The sequence below is a fragment of the Pseudomonas sp. VD-NE ins genome (assembly GCF_031882575.1).
GTDB lineage: Bacteria > Pseudomonadota > Gammaproteobacteria > Pseudomonadales > Pseudomonadaceae > Aquipseudomonas > Aquipseudomonas fluorescens_BZ.
On the sequence record NZ_CP134772.1, the window covers coordinates 5,063,744 to 5,084,004 of the forward strand.

Sequence of the window (20,261 nt, forward strand, 5' to 3'; positions counted from 1 at the left end):
GAACAGCATCCGATCGGCTCCCACCCCTCCTCGCCCATTGGGAAAAGGAACTGACCGAGGTATTCGAGCGAGATACACCGACCTGAGATATCGAGTTGAACTCAGGTTTTGAACAGTCCCCGATCGGCTCCCTCTCCCTCGGGAGAGGGCTGGGGTGAGGGGTAGGCTCAACGCGAAATCCAAGCCCTGCCCCGCACCAACAAAAAGCCCCGCATCTGCGGGGCTTCTTGTTTTAGGCGGCGGACTTGGCCTTGATCTTCTTCAGCTCTTCATCACGCAACTCGCGGCGCAGGATCTTGCCGACGTTGGTCGTCGGCAGCGCATCGCGGAACTCCACCGAGCGCGGCACCTTGTAGCCCGTGACGTTGGCACGCATGTGATCCATCACCTGCTCTTTGGTCAGGGTCACGCCCGGCTTGGCAACGATGAAAATCTTGATCGCCTCGCCCGACTTCTCGTCCGGCACGCCGATGGCCGCGCACTGCAACACGCCCGGCAGGGTCGCCAGCACGTCTTCCAGTTCGTTCGGGTAGACGTTGAAACCGGAGACCAGAATCATGTCTTTCTTGCGATCGACGATGCGCATGTAGCCGTCCGGCTGGATCAGCGCAATGTCACCGGTCTTCAGCCAGCCTTCGCTGTCGAGCATTTCGTCGGTGGCTTCCTGACGCTGCCAGTAGCCCTTCATCACTTGCGGGCCCTTGACGCACAGCTCGCCGATTTCACCCAGCGGCTGCTCGACGCCGGCATCGTCGATGACTTTGCACAGGGTCGATGGCACCGGAATACCAATGGTGCCGATCTGGATGTTCTGGATCGGGTTGACCGTGGCCACCGGGCTGGTTTCGGTCATGCCGTAACCTTCGCAGATGGCGCAACCAGTGACCGCTTTCCAGCGCTCGGCAGCGGCCAGTTGCAAGGCCATGCCGCCGGACAAGGTGACTTTCAGCGCGGAGAAATCCAGCTTGCGGAAACCTTCGTTATTGCACAGCGCCACAAACAACGTGTTGAGGCCGACGAAACCGCTGAACTTCCACTTCGACAGTTCCTTGACCATCGCCGGCAGGTCGCGCGGGTTGCTGATCAGGATGTTGTGGTTGCCGATCAGCATCATCGCCATGCAATGAAAGGTGAACGCATAGATGTGGTACAGCGGCAGCGGCGTGATCAGGATCTCGCAACCTTCATTGAGGTTGGAACCCATCAGCGCTTTGCACTGCAACATGTTGGCGACGAGGTTGCGATGGGTCAGCATCGCGCCCTTGGCCACGCCAGTGGTGCCGCCGGTGTATTGCAGCACAGCCACATCGCCGCTGTCGGGATTGGCTTCGGCCACCGGTTGGCCCTGGCCCTTGCTCAGCACGTCGTTGAACTTGACGGCTTTTGGCAAGTGATAGGCCGGGACCATTTTCTTCACGTACTTGATGACGCTGTTGATCAGCAAGCGTTTGATCGGTGGCAGCAGGTCGGCGACTTCAGTGACGATGACGTGTTTGACGCCGGTTTTCGGCACCACGGTTTCGGCCAGATGCGCCATGTTCGCCAGGCACACCAGCGCCTTGGCACCGGAGTCATTGAATTGGTGTTCCATTTCCCGCGCGGTGTACAGCGGGTTGGTGTTGACCACGATCAGCCCGGCGCGAATCGCACCGAAGACGGCCACCGGGTACTGCAGAACGTTGGGCAGTTGCACGGCGATTCGATCGCCGGGCTGCAAATCGGTATGCTGTTGCAGATACGCGGCAAACGCCCCGGACAATTCGTACAATTCACCGTAGGTGATTGTCTTGCCCAGGTTGCTGAAAGCCGGTTTGTTGGCGAAGCGTTGGCAGGATTGCTTCAACACTGCCTGAATGTTCGGATACTCGTCCGGATTGATGTCGGCAGCAATTCCAGCCGGGTATTTATCCTTCCAAAAGTCTTCGATCATGGAAGCCCACTCCTCAGCAACGCGAATTCTTCACCGCATTTGATGCGATTATTATTGGTGTGTGTCTGGTATTGGTGAATCTGGCTTTTATACAGGCCGAGAAGTCACAAAGCGCGCCGAGAGTAGCAGCTTTGCCAAGGGTCGACTAGAGCCAAAAGCGGCCCCTACAGTCATATTCATGACTCAAGACTATCTAGCAGTCATTTTAGAGCAAAAATCCTAGAACACCTCTGAAGCCCCGGTTTTCGGGGACTTAAAGCAAAAGATCACAGCCTTCGGCAGCTCCTACAGGAAATGCATTCCAAGGTAGGAGCTGCCGAAGGCTGCGATCTTTGTGTTTTTGACTTTTACGCGATATCGCGCAACTCACGCCGCAGAATTTTCCCGACAGGCGTCATCGGCAATGACTCACGCAACACGATGTGTTTCGGCACCTTATACGCAGTGAAATTCTCTTTGCAGTAAGCCTTGAGCTCTTCGAGGCTGACCCCGGTTTCCCGCGCCACCACAAACAGCTTCACCGCCTCCCCCGAACGCTCGTCCGGCACACCGATCACCGCGCAGTTGGCGACCTTCGGATGGGCCATCACAACGTCTTCGATTTCGTTGGGATACACGTTGAAACCGGAGACGATGATCATGTCCTTCTTGCGATCGACAATACGCACGAAACCGTCCGGATCGATCACCGCGATGTCACCGGACTTGAACCAGCCCTCGGCATCCAGCACTTCAGCAGTGGCTTCAGACTTGTGCCAATAACCTTTCATGATCTGCGGGCCCTTGATGCACAACTCGCCGCGCTCGCCCATCGGCTGTTCGACACCGTCATCGTTGATGACTTTGAGCAACGTGCCCGGCACCGGCAAGCCGACCGTGCCCAGCCGCGACTGGTCGCCGTACGGGTTGGTGCAGGCCACCGGTGAGGTTTCGGTGAGGCCGTAGCCTTCGGTGATGCGGCAACCGGTCATCTGCTCCCAGCGCTCGGCAGTGGCTTTGACCAGCGCAGTGCCGCCGGAGTTGGTGAGCTTGAGGCTGGAGAAATCGAGGGTCTTGAAATCCGGGTGATCCATCAGCGCCACGAACAAGGTGTTCAGGCCCAGCAGCGCCGAGAAGCGCCAGTTCTTCAGCTCCTTGATGAAACCGGCAATGTCGCGCGGGTTGCTGATCAGCACGTTGTGGTTACCGGAAACCATCATGCACATGCAGTTCGCCGTGAAGGCATAGATGTGATACAGCGGCAGCGGCGCGATCATCACTTCCTGGCCTTCGCGCAGCAGCGGCTGGCCGTCCGGGCCGAGCTGCGCCAGGCAGGCGCGCACTTGCTGCATGTTCGCCACCAGATTGCCGTGAGTCAGCATCGCGCCTTTCGCCAGCCCGGTGGTGCCACCGGTGTATTGCAGCACGGCGATGTCGTCGAGGCTGACCTTCAGTGGCTTGACCCCCAGGCCACGGCCCATGCGCAGTGCGCTCTTGAAGGAGATCGCCTGCGGCAGCGCATATGCCGGGACCATTTTTTTCACTTTGCTGACCACGGTGTTGACCAGCCAGCCCTTGGCGGTGGGCATCAGGTCGCCCATCTTCGCTTCGATCAGGTATTGAATGTCGGTGTCGGCCAGCACTTCCTGGACTTTCTGGCCGAACATGTTCAGGTACACCAGTGCCCGTGCGCCGGAATCCTTGAACTGGTGGCGCATCTCCCGCGCGGTATACAGCGGGTTGGTGTTGACCACGATCAGCCCGGCGCGCAAAGCACCGAACACGGCAATCGGATAATGCAGGACATTGGGCATCTGCACGGCGATGCGATCCCCCGGCACCAGATCGGTATGTGCTTGCAGGTAACCGGCGAAGGCAGCGCTCTGGCGCTCGAGCTCGGCGTAGGTCAGGGTGATGCCCATGTTGCTGAACGCCGGGCGATCGGCGAACTTCTTGCAGGAACGCTCGAACACCTCGATCACCGACTTGAACTCACCCATGTCGATGTCCAGCGGTACGCCGGCCGGGCGCTTGTCGTTCCAGAAATCAGGTTGCATTGTTCTTGTCCTCTTTACCTGAGCCGATCCGGGGCCGCTTTCTGTCATTTCTGAAAAAGCGGAGCTTCACGGACACTAGCAGCTATGGCCATTGAGGCAAATATGGACAAAGCCGTCATTGATCGTGTGAATCTTCCTGCCGTGGCGTGGGCTGATCAGACGCGCTATACAATGATCCGACTCTGAGCAAAGGAATCGCCATGATCCACGACACCCTATGGCTGGACGCGAGTGACCGCAGCCGCCTGTTCGTCAATCAATGGCTGCCGGCGGCGCCGTTGAAAGCGGTGATCCTGTTGGCCCACGGCATGGCCGAACACAGTGGTCGCTACGCGCGACTGGCCGACACGTTTTGCGACAAAGGATATGGCGTGTACGCGCCGGATTTGCGCGGACATGGCAAAACCGCCAATCACGGTACCCTCGGCCACTTCGCCGATGACGACGGCTGGTGCAAAGTGCTGGGCGATCTGGCCAGCCTCAATCAGCACCTCGGCCAGCAGCACCCCGGGGTACCGATCATCCTGCTGGGGCACAGCATGGGCAGCTATCTTGCCCAAGGCTATTTACTGCACCACAGCGCCAGTCTGCACGGGGCGATACTCAGCGGTTCCAATTTTCAGCCCGTTGCGCTGTATCGCGCTGCGCGGCAGATCGCCCGTCTGGAAAAACTGCGTCAGGGTGGCAAGGGTCGCAGTGCGCTGATCGAATGGCTGTCGTTCGGCTCGTTCAATAACAAATTCAAACCGGCGCGCACACCGTTCGACTGGTTGAGCCGCGACCCCGCCGAGGTTGACCTGTACGCCAACGACCCGCTGTGTGGCTTTCGCTGCACCAATCAACTGTGGATCGACCTGCTCGGCGGCTTGCAGCAGATCAGCAAAGCGTCCAATCTCGCGCAGATCGACCCGGGCCTGCCGCTGCTGGTAATCGGCGGCGAATGTGATCCGGTGAGTGAAGGCAAGCGTCTGACAGATCTGGCCAATGCGTTACGCACGGCCGGCAGCCAGCACCTGCAACTGAAGATCTATCCGCAGGCGCGGCACGAATTGTTCAACGAAACCAATCGCGACGAAGTGATCGCTGATGTGCTGGCCTGGATCGATCAGGTCCTGAGCCATCCGCGCCCTCAGCGCAGCGAATAATTTTTTCTGGATTCACTGAATCCGTCACAGGAATCGAGACCGATGACCCAGGTTACCAACATCCCTTACGAAGCCCTCGAAGTCGGCCAGACCGCCAGCTACAGCAAGACCGTCGAAGAGCGCGACATCCAACTGTTTGCCGCGATGTCGGGCGACCACAACCCGGTGCACCTGGACGCCGAGTTCGCCGCCGCGAGCATGTTCAAGGAGCGTATCGCTCACGGTATGTTCAGCGGTGCGCTGATCAGTGCCGCCGTTGCCTGCGAATTGCCTGGGCCGGGCACCATTTATATCGGTCAGCAGATGAGCTTTCAGAAGCCGGTGAAGATTGGCGACACGTTGACAGTACGTCTGGAAATCCTCGAGAAGCTGCCGAAGTTTCGTGTGCGCATTGCGACGCGCGTGTTCAATCAGCGTGATGAGTTGGTGGTGGATGGTGAGGCTGAGATTCTGGCGCCGCGTAAGCAGCAGACCGTAACACTGCCAACGCTGCCGGCGATTAGCATTGGCTGATTGATTAGCGGGGTGTCAGGTAAAGCTTTTCCCCCTCACCCCAGCCCTCTCCCCCAAGGGGGCGAGGGGGAAAGGGAGCCGATCTCTGCTGTTTTCAGATCTTGAGTTCGACTGGATATTTCAGGTCGATGTAGCTCGAAAGAACACCTCGTTCAGTCCCCTCTCCCTCCGGGAGAGGGCTAGGGTGAGGGGCTTTTTGCTTTTCAAAGTCCCATAAAAAAACGCCAGACTAGCTGGCGTTTTTTATAACCGGCAAACGCTTACGAACGAGCGCGAGCCTGGTTACGCAGGGCTTTCACCTGGTCGTGGTTGCGTTGCACGCCGTGGTATTGGCGCTCAACCAGATCACGAATACCGACCAGGTTGTGCTTGTTGATCTTCTCGATGGCTTCACGATATGCCTTCAGTGCATGGTCTTCACCACGCTCGGCTTCGTTCAGCACAGCCTCTTCGTCTTTGCCGGTGAACATGGCTTTGACGTCGACCCAGCGACGGTGCAGGTCACCGCTGACGCTGGTAGAGGTTTCCGGATCGCCGCCCAGCTTGCGAACTTCGGCTTGCAGTTCTGCTGCAGCGGTGGCGCAATCAGCGGAGCGAGTTACAAACAGGGTTTTCAGTTCTGGGTGCTTGATGTCTTCAGCGCAAGTCTTGAACCCTTCCTGACCGTCCTTGCTGGTTTCAATCAGGTCATTGAGTACAGAGATGGCTTCTTTATTCATGTCGGTCATTTTTCAATTCCTTGCGATTGGTTGAAGATGCAAGGGATATTGCAGTGTGCATGCCAGCTTTTTTATTTATAAAAAATCGTTATAAATCAATAGATTAAAGATAAATGAACTATCTGTATCACGGTTATTTGCATGATCTGTCATTTGGCCTGCATGCAGAATGCCTGTATTTTCCAAACTGATTTGAAGCCAGACGATCTCACTGATGAATCCCGAAAAACTCGAACTGCTGATCACCCAAGAAATGCCCTTCGGCAAATACAAGGGCCGGATCATTGCCGACCTGCCGGGGCCTTACCTGAACTGGTTTGCCCGTGAAGGTTTCCCGCACGGCGAACTCGGTGGCCTGCTCGCGCTGATGCAGGAGATCGACCATAACGGCCTCTCGGACCTGCTCGAACCGCTGCGCGCCAAACACGGCAAACCTGCCCCGCGCCACTGAAGCGCCCTCCTTTCTTAGAGTCAGCCGACCATGCCCGATAACACCCGCCGCGCCCGTGACGAAGCCTTTTGGCAAACGTTCGCCGACCGTTACGACGTTCAACCCGGCCCCGTGAACCTGGAAAACGGTTACTTCGGGCGCATGTCGCGCACGGTGATCGAGGAGTACCAGCGCAATATCGAGCTGATCAACACCAGCAATTCGGTGTACGTGCGCCAGCGTTTCGAGCAGCACGACAACCTCGATATCCGTGCGCAACTGGCCGAGCTGATTGGCGTACGTGCACAGAGCGTAGCCTTCACCCGCAACGCCACTGAAGGCCTGCAATCGCTGATCCGCAACTACAACCGCTTGCAGCCGGGCGATCAAGTGCTGATCAGCGACCTGGAATACGACACGGTCAAAGGCGCCATGCGCTGGCTGGCCAAACATCGCGGCGCCGAGGTGATCGAGATTGCCCACGCGCATCCAGCGAGTTACGACAGTCTGCTGGAGACTTACCGCGAAGCGTTCAGCGGCCACCCGAAGATCAAACTGATGGCCCTGACCCACGTCACTCACCGCACCGGCCTGGTCATGCCGGTACAAGCCATCGCCGCGCTCGCCAAGGAACATGGCGTCGATGTCATCCTCGACGGCGCCCATGCGCTCGGTCAGATCGAGTTCGATCTTGAAGCACTGGGCATCGCTTTCGCGGGTTATAACCTGCACAAATGGATCGGCGCACCGCTCACCCTCGGCTTCCTCTATATCGCGCCGCAACGCTTGGCCGATATCGATCCGGACATGGATGAAATGCATTACCCGGCCAATGATATCCGTGCGCGCACGTCGTACAGCACGCCCAACATTCCAGCACTGATGACCTTGCCGCTAGTGTTCGAGGAGCACCGCTCGCTCGGCGGTGCGCCGGCCAAAGGCGCTCGCGTCAATTATCTGCGCAATCTGTGGGTCAGCGCGGTGCGGCATTTGCCGGGTATCGAGGTGATGACGCCAGACGATCCACGACTGTATTGCGGCATCACCTCGCTGCGCTTCACCCGGCACGACGATCAACAGGCGATGGCCGAGCGTCTGCTCAACGAATACAACCTGTTTACCGTGGTGCGCAACGGTGCAGCCAGCGGGCCGAGCATCCGCATTACACCGGGGCTGACCACCACCGCTGCCGAGATGCAGTTGCTGGTACGGGCGCTGAACGAGCTGCGCTAAAACACCGCGCCCGTGGGCTTTTCGTAGCCCGCAAGGCCGATCTGCGACGACACCGCAAAGGTGTCGACGCCGATCGTCAGGCTGCCGAAATAGCCGTCCTCAAGACCTTCCCCGCCAATCGCTCGCAACACCAGCCGCGAGGCGTCATCGCCCACCGCTTCACAGCTACAGGCATTGGGAAGATGCAGCCGTCCTGTCCAGGCCTCCTGATGTGACTGCGGATTTTGATCATCACTGGCGATGCACACGGTCATGGCGATGCACGAGGCCCCGCCAGCGTGCAGACCCGGGTAAATACTGGTAAACCGCACAATGCCTTGACTGTCGGTCGACTGGGTGCCGCACAGGTTGTCGGCGCCGATGTTCTGTTCGATCTGGACCTGGGCGCCAACGACCGGTTCTCCGGTCATGGCGTCGACCAGGGCCAGACGCAATACCAGTGGCAGGCCTTCGACGCCACGGCTGATGTTGCGCACCTTGCCCGCCGTTTCTCGCCAGACCGGGCTGCCGCCTTGCGGCCCCGGTTGATGCAATGGGTTACGTATTACAGCGACAGATTGATGGTCGTCCATGAGGCGTTCTCTCTTCCGTAAGATGAACGCAGATTAGCGCCACGCAAACGCGGCTGTGCGGTAACTATGTATCGCGTCGTAACGGTGTCGATGCAGGAGCTGCCGAAGGCTGCGATCTTTTGATGTTGGCGCTCAAGAGCAACGTCAAAAGATCGCAGCCTCGTTTCACTCGACAGCTCCTACATAGCTTCTACACAGCAATTTTCAGGCAAAAAAAAACGGTGCACCGACCAAGCGCACCGTAAAGCCGTAGAACACACAACGAAGTGTCTGGTAACAATCAGTCCAGCAGCGCCAACGCCTCGGCGGTGCATTCCTGAATACGGGCCCAGTCGCCGTTCTTGATCCACTCCGGATCAAGCATCCAGCTACCGCCCACGCACATGACGTTTTTCAGCGCCATGTAGCTCTTGATGTTGGCCGGGCCGACGCCGCCAGTCGGGCAGAATTTCACTTCGCCGAACGGACCGCCAAGGGCTTTGATTGCCGCCACGCCACCGCTGACTTCAGCCGGAAACAGCTTGAAGCGGCGATAACCCAGACCATAGCCTTCCATGATGCCGGAGGCGTTGCTGATGCCCGGCAACAACGGAATCGGGCTGTCGACACTGGCTTCCAGCAGGTCACGGGTGATACCCGGAGTGACGATGAACTGCGAGCCAGCGGCTTCGGCAGCCGCGAGCATGTTGCGATCGAGCACGGTGCCGGCACCGGTCATCAGTTCCGGACGCTGGTCGCGCAGGATCTGAATGGCTTTGAGGCCGAACTGCGAACGCAGGGTCACTTCCAGCGCGGTCAGACCACCGGCGGCCAGGGCATCGGCCAGCGGCAGCACATCCTGTTCGCGAGCGATGGTGATCACCGGCAGGATCCGCGCCTTGGCGCAGAGGCTGTCGATCAGGGCAACTTTGTCCGCCATGGAAACGGTCGGGGATGGGGTTGTCATAGCGGCTGTTCCTTGGCTCATGGGCACCAGTAAATCTCTAACGTAGGTTGCAGAAACGCGCGCACTGGCATGGCGGCGACGTCGGATGCCAGTGCGGCATTCAGGGTGGTCAGTTTCGACTGACCGGAAATCGACAGAATCTTGTGTTTCGCCGAAGCCAGCAGCGCACGGCTCATGGTCAGGCGCTGACGCGGCACGCTCGGCGCCAGCATTGGCCAGCAACGGCGCGTGCCATCAGCCTGCAGCGCTTCGGCGAGGTTCGGGCTGTCGGGGAACAGCGACGCCGTGTGGCCGTCATCGCCCATGCCCAACACCAGCACATCAATCGGCGGCAACTCGGCGAGCAGACGATCAGCCTGTTCAGCAGCCTGCTCGACGTTGGCCGCCGCGCTATACAGGCTAAGGAACTGCGCCTTGGCCGCCGGGCCTTTGAGCAGGTATTGCTTGAGCAGGCCGGCATTGCTGTCGGCGTGTTCAACCGGAACCCAGCGTTCGTCGGCGAGGGTCACGACGACCTTCGACCAATCCAGTTCCTGCTTGGCCAGGTGCTGGAAAAACGCCACCGGGCTACGACCGCCGGACACCACCAGCACCGCGTTGCCGCGTGCCGCAATGGCCTCGCTCAATTGTTTGGCGACGTTCAGCGCCAGACCTTCGGCCAACAGCACCGGGCTCTTGAATTCGTGAGCGTTCACGCCCGCAGGCAGTTGCACATCAGATATCGCCATACCACGACCTCCCGTCCCGCGTGATCAATGCAATGGAGCTCATCGGCCCCCACGACCCGGCCGCATACGGCTTGGGCGAGTCACCGGATTTTTTCCACCCGGCGATCAGCTGGTCACACCACTTCCACGCGGCTTCGATTTCATCTTTACGGACAAACAGGTTCTGATTGCCGTTCATCACTTCCAGCAACAACCGCTCATAGGCATCGGGAATCCGCGCGCTACGCCAGGTGTCGGAGAAATTCAGTTGCAGCGGCCCGCTGCGCAGTTGCATGCCTTTGTCCAGGCCCTGCTCTTTGGTCATCACGCGCAAGGAAATGCCTTCGTCCGGTTGCAGGCGAATGATCAGTTTGTTGCTGATCTGCAAACGCTGCTCAGGGGCGAAAATGTAGTGCGACGGTTCCTTGAAGTGGATGACGATCTGCGACAGTTTCTGCGGCATGCGCTTGCCGGTACGCAGGTAGAACGGCACGCCGGCCCAGCGCCAGTTGCGGATATCGGCACGCAAAGCGACGAAGGTTTCGGTGTCGCTCTGGGTATTGGAATTCGGTTCTTCGAGGTAACCCGGTACGGATTTGCCTTCGCTGTGGCCGGCGATGTACTGACCACGCACCACTTGGGTGGTCAGGCCTTCCGGACTGATCGGCGCCAGCGCCTTGAGCACTTTTACCTTTTCGTCACGGATGCTGTCGGCGGACAAGTCAGCCGGCGGGTCCATGGCGATCAGGCAGAGCAGTTGCAACAGGTGATTCTGGATCATGTCGCGCAGCTGGCCGGCCTTGTCGAAGTAGCCCCAGCGGCCTTCGATACCGACCTTCTCGGCCACGGTGATTTCCACGTGGGAGATGTAGTTCTGGTTCCACTGGGTTTCGAACAGGCTGTTGGCGAAACGCAGGGCGATCAGGTTCTGAACGGTTTCTTTGCCCAGGTAGTGGTCGATGCGGTAGGTGCGGTTCTCCGGGAAGAACTGCGCCACGGCGTCGTTGACCTTGCGCGACGATTCGAGGTCGGAGCCAATCGGTTTTTCCAGCACCACGCGGGTGTTTTCTGCCAGACCGACTTTCGCCAGGTTCTCGCAAATAGCGCCATACACCGCTGCCGGCGTGGCGAAGTAGGCAATCATGCGTTGCGTGCTGCCGGCCAGTTCGGCCAGCGCTACATAATCTTCAGATCTGAGGAAGTCGACGTGCAGGTAGGTCAGGCGTGCGAGAAAACGCTCGGCGACGGCCTCGTCCAGCTCTTTGCCCACATAACGACGCAGTTCGGCGGCGATGAACGCCATGTGCTGTTGCTCGGAACCTTCTTCACGGGCCAACGCGATGATGCGCGTGTCCTCGTGCAGCAGGTCAGCGCCATCGAGGTGATAAAGGGCAGGAAACAACTTGCGCAGGGCCAGATCGCCAAGCGCGCCGAACAAGGCAAAGGTGCACGGTTCAACCGTAATCGAAGGCATGATGTTTGTTCTTTTATCAAGTTAAGCTACAAATACCTTTTTTCAAGGCATCACTCAAGGGAAAATGTAGTAATAACCACAACATTTTCGCAAAATACAGATTCCGAGTGGTGGTCGGTCGGAGCCATCAGTAGGATAGGCCACCGTTACGGGCCATATCAAAGGCCCAATTTGCATAGCCCGGCGCACCTTTGCGCAGGTGAATTAGGAATTCCATATGGACCGCGTGCGAAATTTACTGGAACAGATCCAGAGTCGCCTTGAAGACCTGAACAAGGCCGAACGCAAAGTCGCCGAGGTGATCCTGCTCAACCCGCAGCAGGCCACCCGCTTCAGCATCGCCGCCCTCGCCCAGGCAGCCTCGGTGAGCGAACCGACGGTCAACCGCTTCTGCCGTTCGTTCGGTGTCAGCGGCTATCCCGAGCTGAAACTGCAACTGGCGCAGAGCCTGGCCAGCGGCGCGGCGTATGTCAGTCGCGCGGTCGAGGCAGACGACAATCCCGAGGCGTACACGCAGAAGATTTTCGGCAGCGCCATCGCCTCACTGGACAGTGCTTGCCAAGCGCTCGATCCGAACCTGATCAGCCGCGCCGTCGACCTGTTGATTCAGGCGCGGCAGATCCACTTCTTCGGCCTCGGCGCTTCGGCACCGGTGGCGCTGGATGCGCAGCACAAGTTCTTCCGCTTCAACCTCGCCGTCACCGCGCATGCCGATGTGCTGATGCAGCGGATGATTGCTTCGGTGGCGCACACCGGTGAGTTGTTCGTGATCATTTCCTACACCGGCCGCACCCGCGAGCTGGTGGAAGTGGCGCGCATTGCTCGGGAGAACGGTGCTTCGGTGCTGGGCCTGACGGCGGAGAATTCGCCGCTGGCCAAGGCGAGTACCTTGAGCCTGAATATTCCGTTGCCGGAAGACACCGACATTTATATGCCGATGACGTCGCGGATCATTCAGTTGACGGTGCTGGATGTGTTGGCGACCGGGATGACGTTGCGTCGCGGGGTGGATTTCCAGCCGCATTTGCGCAAGATCAAAGAGAGTTTGAATGCTAGCCGGTATCCGGTTGGGGATGAATTCAACTAAAAGTCAAAAGCACCCTCATCGGAACGCCGCCCGCCCAGCCCTCTCCCGGAGGGAGAGGGGGCCGATCGAGGTGTCTTGCGCTATACATCGACCTGAATGATCGAGTCGATTATGGATTCAGCACTGCACTTTCACCTCGGCGTAACTCTTAAGCATCCCCCATTCGGTCCCCTCTCCCTCCGGGAGAGGGCTAGGGTGAGGGTAGCGGTGTACTTGACACACTCAAGCCGCCGCCCACGCCTGCAAACTCAAATGCGCCTTCTCCCCCGGCGCCAGATGCAGGCTGTCAGTCCCACCCGCCGCCGCTTCAACACAGACAAACTCCGAAATCTCATCCCACGTCACACCAAGCAAAGGCCGCGCGCCCGGATGCCAGACCACCGTGTCGGCACTGTCGCCGGTATCAATGCACAACTCGCGCTGCCAGGCGTGATCTTTCAGCTGCAATTCACCGTCATGCTGGAACACCCGCTGACAACCGCCATCGACCCGCAACTCGCCTTCCTGCTGGCAAACCTGGCGATTCAACTGGTCATAACCCTGCGCCCCTTCGAGCCCAGACAGCGCTATCTCACCAACATCGCCAATACGCCAGTAAGCATGCAAAGCCTGGCTCAACTGGCACGGCATGTCGTCCTGATGCTCGGTGCTCAGACGCAGTTCCATGCGTTCGCCCAGATGCGCATGCAGGTCAACCTGCCAGTCGCACAGCTGCAACTGCCAGTGCAGGCGCACGCCATCGTCAGCGGTGCTGCTGTCGAGCAACTTCCAGTCGAGCAAACGCGCCCAACCATGGGACGGCCAGGCGTTTTCGCTGGGATGACGGCCATACCACGGCCAGCACACCGGCACGCCACCACGGATCGCGCCGACATGCGGCCACTTCGCCGCACACCACAACCACGGCTTTTGCCCGCGCGGTTGAAAGTGCAACAACTGCGCGCCCTGACGACTGAACACCGCCTGACACAGCGGATGATCGATCACCAACACGTCGCGCATCTGATAGCGCTCCCAGGCGAACACCGGTTGTTCACGCAGGGATTTGAAGAAGCGTTGTAGCGGATGCTCATGCATTTGCCACGGTTCCGAATTCATCTGTGACGGGCTGCGCCTGCCCCCAAAAAAAAGCGGACAGCCTAGGGGGCGTTCTCAATTGTTTTTCCCACCGCGCCGGGTCTGCTGTTGTGCAGGGCAAGGCGCGAGAAGCGTAGTTTGGTCATTCCAAATAAGCTTCGAGCAACGCAGCCCTGCACAACAGCAGGCCCGGCCCTTCGGGTTGTGCCTTAAAGCGAGCCAGGCTGCGTTGCAGGCCTTGGAAAGGGAAAAACCATTCCCATCGGCCTGCGCCTTGCCTGGCTCGCTTTAAGGCGACAACGCGGCGGGTAAAACAATTGAGAACGCCCCCTCGCTGTCCGCAAATATGCGCACATAGAGAGGAGCTTATCGCAGACGCGTTAGAACGTAGACTGAATTTTCAGGCCAGCGACCAAAGCGTTGTCCACTTCATCCACACCACCCGGGTGAGTGATGTACTGCAGGTTAGGACGTACGGTCAGCCAGTTGGTGACGTGGAAGCCGTAGTTGATCTCGTAGTTGTATTCGGTTTCACGAATCGGCGAGAACACCGGGTTGTCGTAATCCGACACACCGTTGGAAGCGTTCAGCAGCTCGGCGTTCTTCTTCACGTCATCGTTGACGTGGATACGCGCCGCGCCGATACCGACGTCATCTTTCGGACGCGCGTCGAACGGGCCTTTGTAGACAAACATCACCGACTGATAGTTGTCGATGAAGTTGGTGTCTTTGTCGTGGAACGTAGCGTTGGCCGCGATGTTCAGACCGCGAGAAGCATCACCGTTGTGGCTGGTGAGTTGCTGTTGCGCCACGAACCAGTAGCCATGTTTGCTGCTGTGAGTCTTGTAGGCATCGCCAGTGGTTGCCGCGTCGAAACCGTTGACGTCTTCACGAACATCGTCGGCATCGGCCGTGCTCTTGTAGTAACCGACGCGGTATTCGCCCGGCAGGCTGTTGACCTTCGGCGACCAGACCAACTCCACCGGCAACACAGTACCTTTGGTGCCGCTGCCGCTGAGCTTGAAGCCGTTGCCGTGTTCCAGCTGCGACGGGTTCTGGTTGTACGCACCAATTTGCGCGTAGAGTTCGTCGTTGATGTTGTACTTCACGCGGATCGCGGCCTGGCTGACGGGCCAGTTGTACCAGATGTTGGTCGCCCAGTTGCCCACTTGGGAACCGCAGAACGCCAGGTTCTGGAAGTCGCACGGGAAGGTGTTGAAGTCTTCGCCTTCACCGAAGTAACCGGCCTTGACGTCGAGTTTGTTGTCGAAGAACTGGTGCTGAATCCACAACTGGGTCAGACGCACCATGTGGCCACGACCGTAGACTTCCTGCGAGGAGCTGAGGGTGCCGGCACGCGGATCGCCAACGCGGTCGTTGGAGATGTTGTAGCCATTACGGTTGGTCAGCTGGATCTTCGCCTGGGTGTTATCCCAGCCCCACAGCTTTTGCAGATCGAGTGCCACGCCCAGACCGAACTGGTCAGCGTAACGCGCGGTCTTGTCGTCGTTGTAGCCACCGTGCAGGTTGCCACCGACTTCCCCAACGTAGTCGGCTTTGATGTCGATACCCTGCTCGATCAGCTTGGTACGCTCGCCACCCCAGTCGCCGGTCATCCATTTCGAATCGGAACTGAAGGCGTCCGCCGCCATGGCGTTACCGGCCAGCACCAATGCCGCCGCAGCTGATACTTGGCAGATCAACCGGGCATTGACGTGTTTCTTTTTCATCCCTACATCCTCGTCTTTATTGTTATTAACTGTTTTTATCTAACGCGGTTTACATAAAGTGCGATGGATTACAGGCCATCCACCGCGTGCTCCTTTTGGAATCCAATCCCTGTGGGAGCTGGCTTGCCAGCGATGGCGGTGCTTCAGGCGACATCCATGTTGGATGTGCCGGCCTCATCGCTGGCAAGCCAGCTCCCACATGACCGCATTCCAGCATTGTTCTTCAGCGGCCTTTGAATTGCGCCACGTTCGCAGACCGCGCATCGGTCTGTGGTTGCCCGGCAGTACCCAGACGCTCACCGGTGTTTGCATCGAACAACAACACTTTCGACGGATCGAATTGCAGCGTCAGGCTCTCGCCTACCTGCGGTGCCACGTCTGGCGCCAGACGGCAGCAGACTTTTGTTTCATTCAAATTGACGAACACCAGGGTGTCCGGGCCGGTCGGCTCGGTCACCTGCACTTCGGCGCGAATGCTCGGCAGGCCATTGCCCTCGCCGTTCGCCAGAACGATCTGTTCAGGGCGCAGACCAAGGATCACTTCGCGATCTTCAAGCCCGGCGTCCTGCATGCTCATCGGCAACTCGCAACGCGCCTGACCACTGTCGAGCAGCGCCAGCAGACGACCGTCCTTGCGTTGCAGACGCAGCGGGATGAAGTTCATCGGCGGCGAACCGATGAAGCTCGCCACGAACAGATTGGCCGGGTTGTTGTAGATGTCTTTCGGCGTGCCGAACTGCTGGATGATGCCGTCCTTCATCACCGCAACCTTGTCGCCCAGGGTCATCGCTTCGATCTGGTCGTGGGTCACGTAGACCGTGGTGGTTTTCAGGCGCTGGTGCATCAGTTTCATTTCGGTGCGCATCTCGACACGCAGCTTGGCGTCGAGGTTGGACAGCGGTTCGTCGAACAGATAAATCTTCGGCCGACGCGCCAGTGCACGGCCCATCGCCACGCGCTGTTGCTGACCACCGGAGAGCTGACCCGGTTTACGGTTCAGCAAGTGTTCGATCTGCAGCAGCTTGGCCACGCGCGCGACTTCTTCGTCGATCGCCGACTGCGCCATCTTGCGGATCTTCAGACCGAACTCGATGTTCTCGCGCACGCTCATGGTCGGGTACAGCGCGTAGGACTGGAACACCATGGCGATGTCGCGATCCTTCGGGCTCATGCCGCTGACGTCCTGATCGCCGATCATGATCGCGCCGCCGGTGATGGTTTCCAGACCGGCGATGCAGTTCATCAGGGTCGACTTGCCGCAGCCCGACGGGCCGACGAGGATCAGGAACTCACCGTCCTTGATCGACAGTTCGATGTTTTTCAGGGTGTCCGGCAGGCCGGCACCGTAGGTCTTGTTGACGTTGCGAAGTTCGAGCGTTGCCATGATTACCCCTTGACTGCGCCGGCCGTCAGCCCGCGCACGAAATACTTGCCTGCGACCACATAGACCAGCAGGGTCGGCAGGCCGGCGATCATCGCCGCTGCCATATCAACGTTGTATTCCTTGGCGCCGGTGCTGGTGTTGACCAGGTTGTTCAACGCCACCGTGATCGGTTGCGAATCACCACTGGAGAACACCACACCGAACAGGAAGTCGTTCCAGATCTGGGTGAACTGCCAGATCAGGCAGACCATGATGATCGGCGTCGACATCGGCAGAATGATCCGGCGGAAAATCGTGAAGAAACCTGCGCCGTCGAGGCGTGCAGCTTTCACCAGCGCATCCGGAATGCTCACGTAGTAGTTACGGAAGAACAGCGTGGTGAACGCCAGACCGTAAACCACGTGGATAAACACCAGACCGGTGGTGGTGCTTGCCAGGCCCATCTTGCCGAGGGTGAACGAGGCCGGCAGCAGCACCGTCTGGAACGGCAGGAAGCAGCCGAACAACAGCAGACCGAAGAACAACTGCGAACCACGGAAGCGCCAGAACGACAGCACGTAACCGTTCAATGCACCGATGGCGGTGGAGATGATTACGGCCGGAACGGTGATCTTGATCGAGTTCCAGAAGTAACCGTCAACCGTGGCCCAGGCCTTGACCCAGCCGATGCCGCTGACCACGGTCGGCCAGCTCAACAGGTTGCCGGTGCTGATGTCTTCCGGGGTCTTGAAGCTGGTCAGCAACATGACCACCAGCGGCACCAGATAAAGCAGTACAGCGATGATCAGCACTGCGTAGATCGCGATGCGACTCAGGCTGATAGCAGGTTTGGCAGCGAGACTAGTCATTGCGCTTGGTCCTCAGCTCGGAATACAGGTAAGGCACGATGATCGCGAGGATCGCACCGAGCATCAGAATCGCACTGGCCGAGCCCATGCCCATCTGGCCGCGACTGAAGGTGAAGGAATACATGAACATCGCCGGCAGGTCGGAGGAATAACCCGGGCCACCGGCGGTCATTGCGGCGACAAGGTCAAAGCTCTTGATCGCGATGTGCGCCAGAATCATCACGGCACTGAAGAACACCGGGCGCAGGCTTGGCAGCACCACTTTCCAGTAGATCGTCGGCATGCTCGCGCCATCGATCTGCGCGGCACGGATGATCGATTGATCAACGCCACGCAGGCCGGCGAGGAACATCGCCATGATGAAGCCCGAGGCTTGCCACACAGCAGCGATTACCAGGCAGTAGACCACGCGATCCGGGTCGATCAGCCAGTCGAGACGGAAGCCTTCCCAGCCCCAGTCACGCAACAATTTGTCCAGGCCCATGCCCGGGTTGAGCAGCCATTTCCACGCGGTACCGGTGACGATCATCGAGAGCGCCATCGGGTACAGGTAAATGGTGCGGATAAAGCCTTCACGACGGATGCGCTGGTCGAGGAACACCGCCAGCAACACGCCGATCACCAAGGTGATGCCGATGAACATACCGCCGAACACTGCGAGGTTTTTGCTCGCGACCCACCAGCGATCGTTGTCGAACAACCGCGCGTATTGCGCAAGGCCAGCCCACTTGTAGTTGGGCAGGAAGGTCGAGGTGGTGAACGACAGCACGAACGTCCACAGGATGTAGCCATAGAAGCCCACCAGCACGATGAACATGCTCGGCGCCAGTACCAGTTTGGGTAGCCAGCGTTGCAATGCATCGAACGGCGAGGCCTTGCTGAACACAGCAACAGAACTCATGGGGAAATCCATCAAAAAAAGTGAAGAGCAGCTACAAGCCGCAAGCTGCAAGACCGCTAGAGCTCAAGCTTGTAGCTTGCGGCTCGCAGCTCGCAGCTTGCCGTTACGGCTTATTTGGACGACTTGATCGCTGCGCCGAGTTTCTTGGCGGTGTCGGCCGGGTCGGCTTTCGGGTCGTTGATGTAGTTGGTCACGACATCAAAGAACGCGCCTTGCACCGCCAGCGTGGTCGCCATGTTGTGCGCCATGCTTGGTTGCAGGCCGCCGGACTTGGCGTCTGCCAGGAAGTCTTTGGCAGCGGTCTGCGCGCAAGAGTCGAAGCCGAGCTTGTCCATGTTGTTCAACATGTCGTTGCGCACCGGGATCGAGCCTTTGTTGATGCTGAAGACTTTCTGGAAGTTTTCACCCAGCACGACTTTGGCGATGTCCTGCTGACCGGCCGCAGTGCCTGCGTCCTTCTGCTTGAACACGGCCAGCGAGTCGATGTTGTAGGTGAACGCCTTGTCGGTGCCCGGGAACGCTACGCACTCGTAGTCTTTGCCAGCGACTTTCTTGGCGGCGGTCCATTCGGACTTGGCCCAGTCACCCATGATCTGCATGCCGGCCTTGCCGTTGATGACTTTGGCCGCTTCCAGGTTCCAGTCCTGACCTTTGCCATCGGCGTCCATGTAGGTCGCGACTTTTTTCAGCTCGGTCAGCGCCTTGACCATTTCCGGGCCGGTCAGCGCAGCGTTGTCCAGGTCAACCAGGGCTTTCTTGTAACCATCGACACCCATGACCGAAAGCACCACGGCTTCGAACACGGTGCTGTCCTGCCAAGGCTGACCGCCGTGAGCCAGCGGGATGAAGCCCGCAGCCTTGAGCTTGTCGCCAGCGGCGTAGAATTCTTCGAGGGTGGTCGGGTTCTTGGTGATCCCGGCTTTCTTGAACACTTCCGGGTTGATCCACAGCCAGTTCACGCGGTGAATGTTCACCGGCACGGCCACGTAATCACCGTCGTACTTCACGGTATCGGAGACTTTCTTGTCGAGCAGGCTGTCCCATTTTTCCGACTTGGCGACGTCTTTCAGCACGTCGGTGTCGAGCAGGCCGGTCGACGCCCATTCCTGAATGTCCGGGCCTTTGATCTGGGCTACGCCAGGCGGGTTGCCGGCAACGGCACGGCTTTTCAGCACGGTCATGGCAGTCGCACCGCCACCGCCGGCGACAGCGCCGTCTTTCCAGGTGAAACCGTCTTTTTCGACTTGTGCCTTGAGCACATCAACAGCGGCTTTTTCGCCACCGGAGGTCCACCAGTGCACGACTTCGACCGAACCTTTGGATTCGGCAGCGGAAACACTGAGCGGCAGGATTGCGAGCGGGAACAGGGAGGCGACAGAAATGACAGTAGCGAGGCGAGAAATCGCATTCATTCGAAATGTACCTTTCTTGTTGTTATGCATTGCAAGTCTGGTGCTTGCGCTGCACAGGAGTTTAAACAGGACGTTTCCCTTCGCAGGTAACGAAGGGACGCGCGAATGTCACCACAT

The 20,261-nt window shown here is 58.8% G+C and carries 18 protein-coding genes; 5 read left to right on the forward strand and 13 right to left on the reverse strand.

What is annotated here, in order from left to right; genetic code table 11:
• Positions 1-232: 232 nt before the first annotated feature.
• Positions 233-1,930, reverse strand: a complete 1,698-nt coding sequence (fadD1, locus tag RMV17_RS22615; RefSeq protein ID WP_034153380.1) for a long-chain-fatty-acid--CoA ligase FadD1 — start codon at positions 1,928-1,930, stop codon at positions 233-235.
• 347 nt (positions 1,931-2,277) lie between these two features.
• Positions 2,278-3,966 carry a long-chain-fatty-acid--CoA ligase FadD2 gene (fadD2, locus tag RMV17_RS22620; protein WP_311882651.1) on the reverse strand — a complete coding sequence of 563 codons (1,689 nt, stop codon included), beginning with the start codon at positions 3,964-3,966 and terminating at the stop codon, positions 2,278-2,280.
• Positions 3,967-4,166: 200 nt separating this feature from the next.
• On the opposite strand from fadD2, the gene RMV17_RS22625 reads away from it, so the two are divergent.
• Both RMV17_RS22625 and RMV17_RS22630 read left to right on the forward strand, forming a co-directional pair.
• Positions 4,167-5,111 (forward strand): alpha/beta hydrolase, encoded by a 945-nt coding sequence (locus RMV17_RS22625; RefSeq protein ID WP_311882652.1) that lies wholly within the window; start codon positions 4,167-4,169, stop codon positions 5,109-5,111.
• 42 nt (positions 5,112-5,153) lie between these two features.
• Entirely contained in the window at positions 5,154-5,624 is a 471-nt protein-coding gene (locus tag RMV17_RS22630; protein WP_003227420.1) for a MaoC family dehydratase, read from the forward strand.
• A 260-nt stretch (positions 5,625-5,884) separates the two neighbouring features.
• Here the strand turns inward: RMV17_RS22630 and RMV17_RS22635 are convergent, their stop codons facing one another.
• Positions 5,885-6,352: a ferritin-like domain-containing protein gene (locus tag RMV17_RS22635; RefSeq protein WP_034153383.1), complete on the reverse strand. Its 468-nt coding sequence runs from the start codon at positions 6,350-6,352 to the stop codon at positions 5,885-5,887.
• A 205-nt stretch (positions 6,353-6,557) separates the two neighbouring features.
• Between RMV17_RS22635 and RMV17_RS22640 the strand changes: the two genes are divergently transcribed.
• A complete protein-coding gene (locus tag RMV17_RS22640; protein ID WP_311882653.1) occupies positions 6,558-6,794 on the forward strand; it encodes a DUF3820 family protein in 237 nt (78 codons plus the stop codon).
• A 30-nt stretch (positions 6,795-6,824) separates the two neighbouring features.
• Complete coding sequence (locus RMV17_RS22645; RefSeq protein WP_311882654.1) at positions 6,825-8,006, forward strand: aminotransferase class V-fold PLP-dependent enzyme; 1,182 nt, start codon at positions 6,825-6,827, stop codon at positions 8,004-8,006.
• Here RMV17_RS22645 and RMV17_RS22650 read toward each other — a convergent pair.
• The 4 genes from RMV17_RS22650 to zwf all read right to left on the reverse strand — a co-directional run bounded on the left by RMV17_RS22650 (position 8,003) and on the right by zwf (position 11,705).
• Positions 8,003-8,578, reverse strand: a complete 576-nt coding sequence (locus tag RMV17_RS22650) for a hypothetical protein (RefSeq protein WP_108225495.1) — start codon at positions 8,576-8,578, stop codon at positions 8,003-8,005. The two genes, RMV17_RS22645 and RMV17_RS22650, sit on opposite strands and share 4 nt — an antisense overlap.
• Positions 8,579-8,858: 280 nt before the next feature.
• A complete protein-coding gene (locus RMV17_RS22655; RefSeq protein ID WP_008082815.1) occupies positions 8,859-9,524 on the reverse strand; it encodes a bifunctional 4-hydroxy-2-oxoglutarate aldolase/2-dehydro-3-deoxy-phosphogluconate aldolase in 666 nt (221 codons plus the stop codon).
• A 17-nt stretch (positions 9,525-9,541) separates the two neighbouring features.
• Positions 9,542-10,252: a 6-phosphogluconolactonase gene (pgl, locus tag RMV17_RS22660; protein ID WP_034153386.1), complete on the reverse strand. Its 711-nt coding sequence runs from the start codon at positions 10,250-10,252 to the stop codon at positions 9,542-9,544.
• Positions 10,239-11,705 (reverse strand): glucose-6-phosphate dehydrogenase, encoded by a 1,467-nt coding sequence (gene zwf / locus RMV17_RS22665; protein WP_311882656.1) that lies wholly within the window; start codon positions 11,703-11,705, stop codon positions 10,239-10,241. Before zwf ends, pgl begins: the two co-directional genes overlap by 14 nt.
• Before the next feature lie 226 nt (positions 11,706-11,931).
• Between zwf and RMV17_RS22670 the strand changes: the two genes are divergently transcribed.
• A complete protein-coding gene (locus tag RMV17_RS22670; protein ID WP_171057240.1) occupies positions 11,932-12,792 on the forward strand; it encodes a MurR/RpiR family transcriptional regulator in 861 nt (286 codons plus the stop codon).
• Between the two features lie 222 nt (positions 12,793-13,014).
• On the opposite strand, the gene RMV17_RS22675 is transcribed toward RMV17_RS22670, so the two are convergent.
• The 6 genes from RMV17_RS22675 to RMV17_RS22700 form a co-directional block, all read right to left on the reverse strand.
• The gene (locus tag RMV17_RS22675; protein WP_034153388.1) at positions 13,015-13,869 is read right to left on the reverse strand and encodes a D-hexose-6-phosphate mutarotase; all 855 of its coding nucleotides are present in this window, start codon (positions 13,867-13,869) and stop codon (positions 13,015-13,017) included.
• A gap of 380 nt (positions 13,870-14,249) precedes the next feature.
• The gene (locus RMV17_RS22680) at positions 14,250-15,599 is read right to left on the reverse strand and encodes a carbohydrate porin (RefSeq protein WP_311882658.1); all 1,350 of its coding nucleotides are present in this window, start codon (positions 15,597-15,599) and stop codon (positions 14,250-14,252) included.
• Positions 15,600-15,822: 223 nt separating this feature from the next.
• On the reverse strand, positions 15,823-16,983 hold the full coding sequence (locus tag RMV17_RS22685; protein WP_034153390.1) for an ABC transporter ATP-binding protein: 1,161 nt from the start codon (positions 16,981-16,983) through the stop codon (positions 15,823-15,825).
• 2 nt (positions 16,984-16,985) lie between these two features.
• On the reverse strand, positions 16,986-17,831 hold the full coding sequence (locus RMV17_RS22690; RefSeq protein ID WP_093430462.1) for a carbohydrate ABC transporter permease: 846 nt from the start codon (positions 17,829-17,831) through the stop codon (positions 16,986-16,988).
• Positions 17,824-18,732 (reverse strand): carbohydrate ABC transporter permease, encoded by a 909-nt coding sequence (locus RMV17_RS22695; RefSeq protein WP_007917874.1) that lies wholly within the window; start codon positions 18,730-18,732, stop codon positions 17,824-17,826. Before RMV17_RS22695 ends, RMV17_RS22690 begins: the two co-directional genes overlap by 8 nt.
• Positions 18,733-18,842: 110 nt before the next feature.
• Positions 18,843-20,144 carry an ABC transporter substrate-binding protein gene (locus RMV17_RS22700; RefSeq protein ID WP_016983700.1) on the reverse strand — a complete coding sequence of 434 codons (1,302 nt, stop codon included), beginning with the start codon at positions 20,142-20,144 and terminating at the stop codon, positions 18,843-18,845.
• Positions 20,145-20,261: the final 117 nt, after the last annotated feature.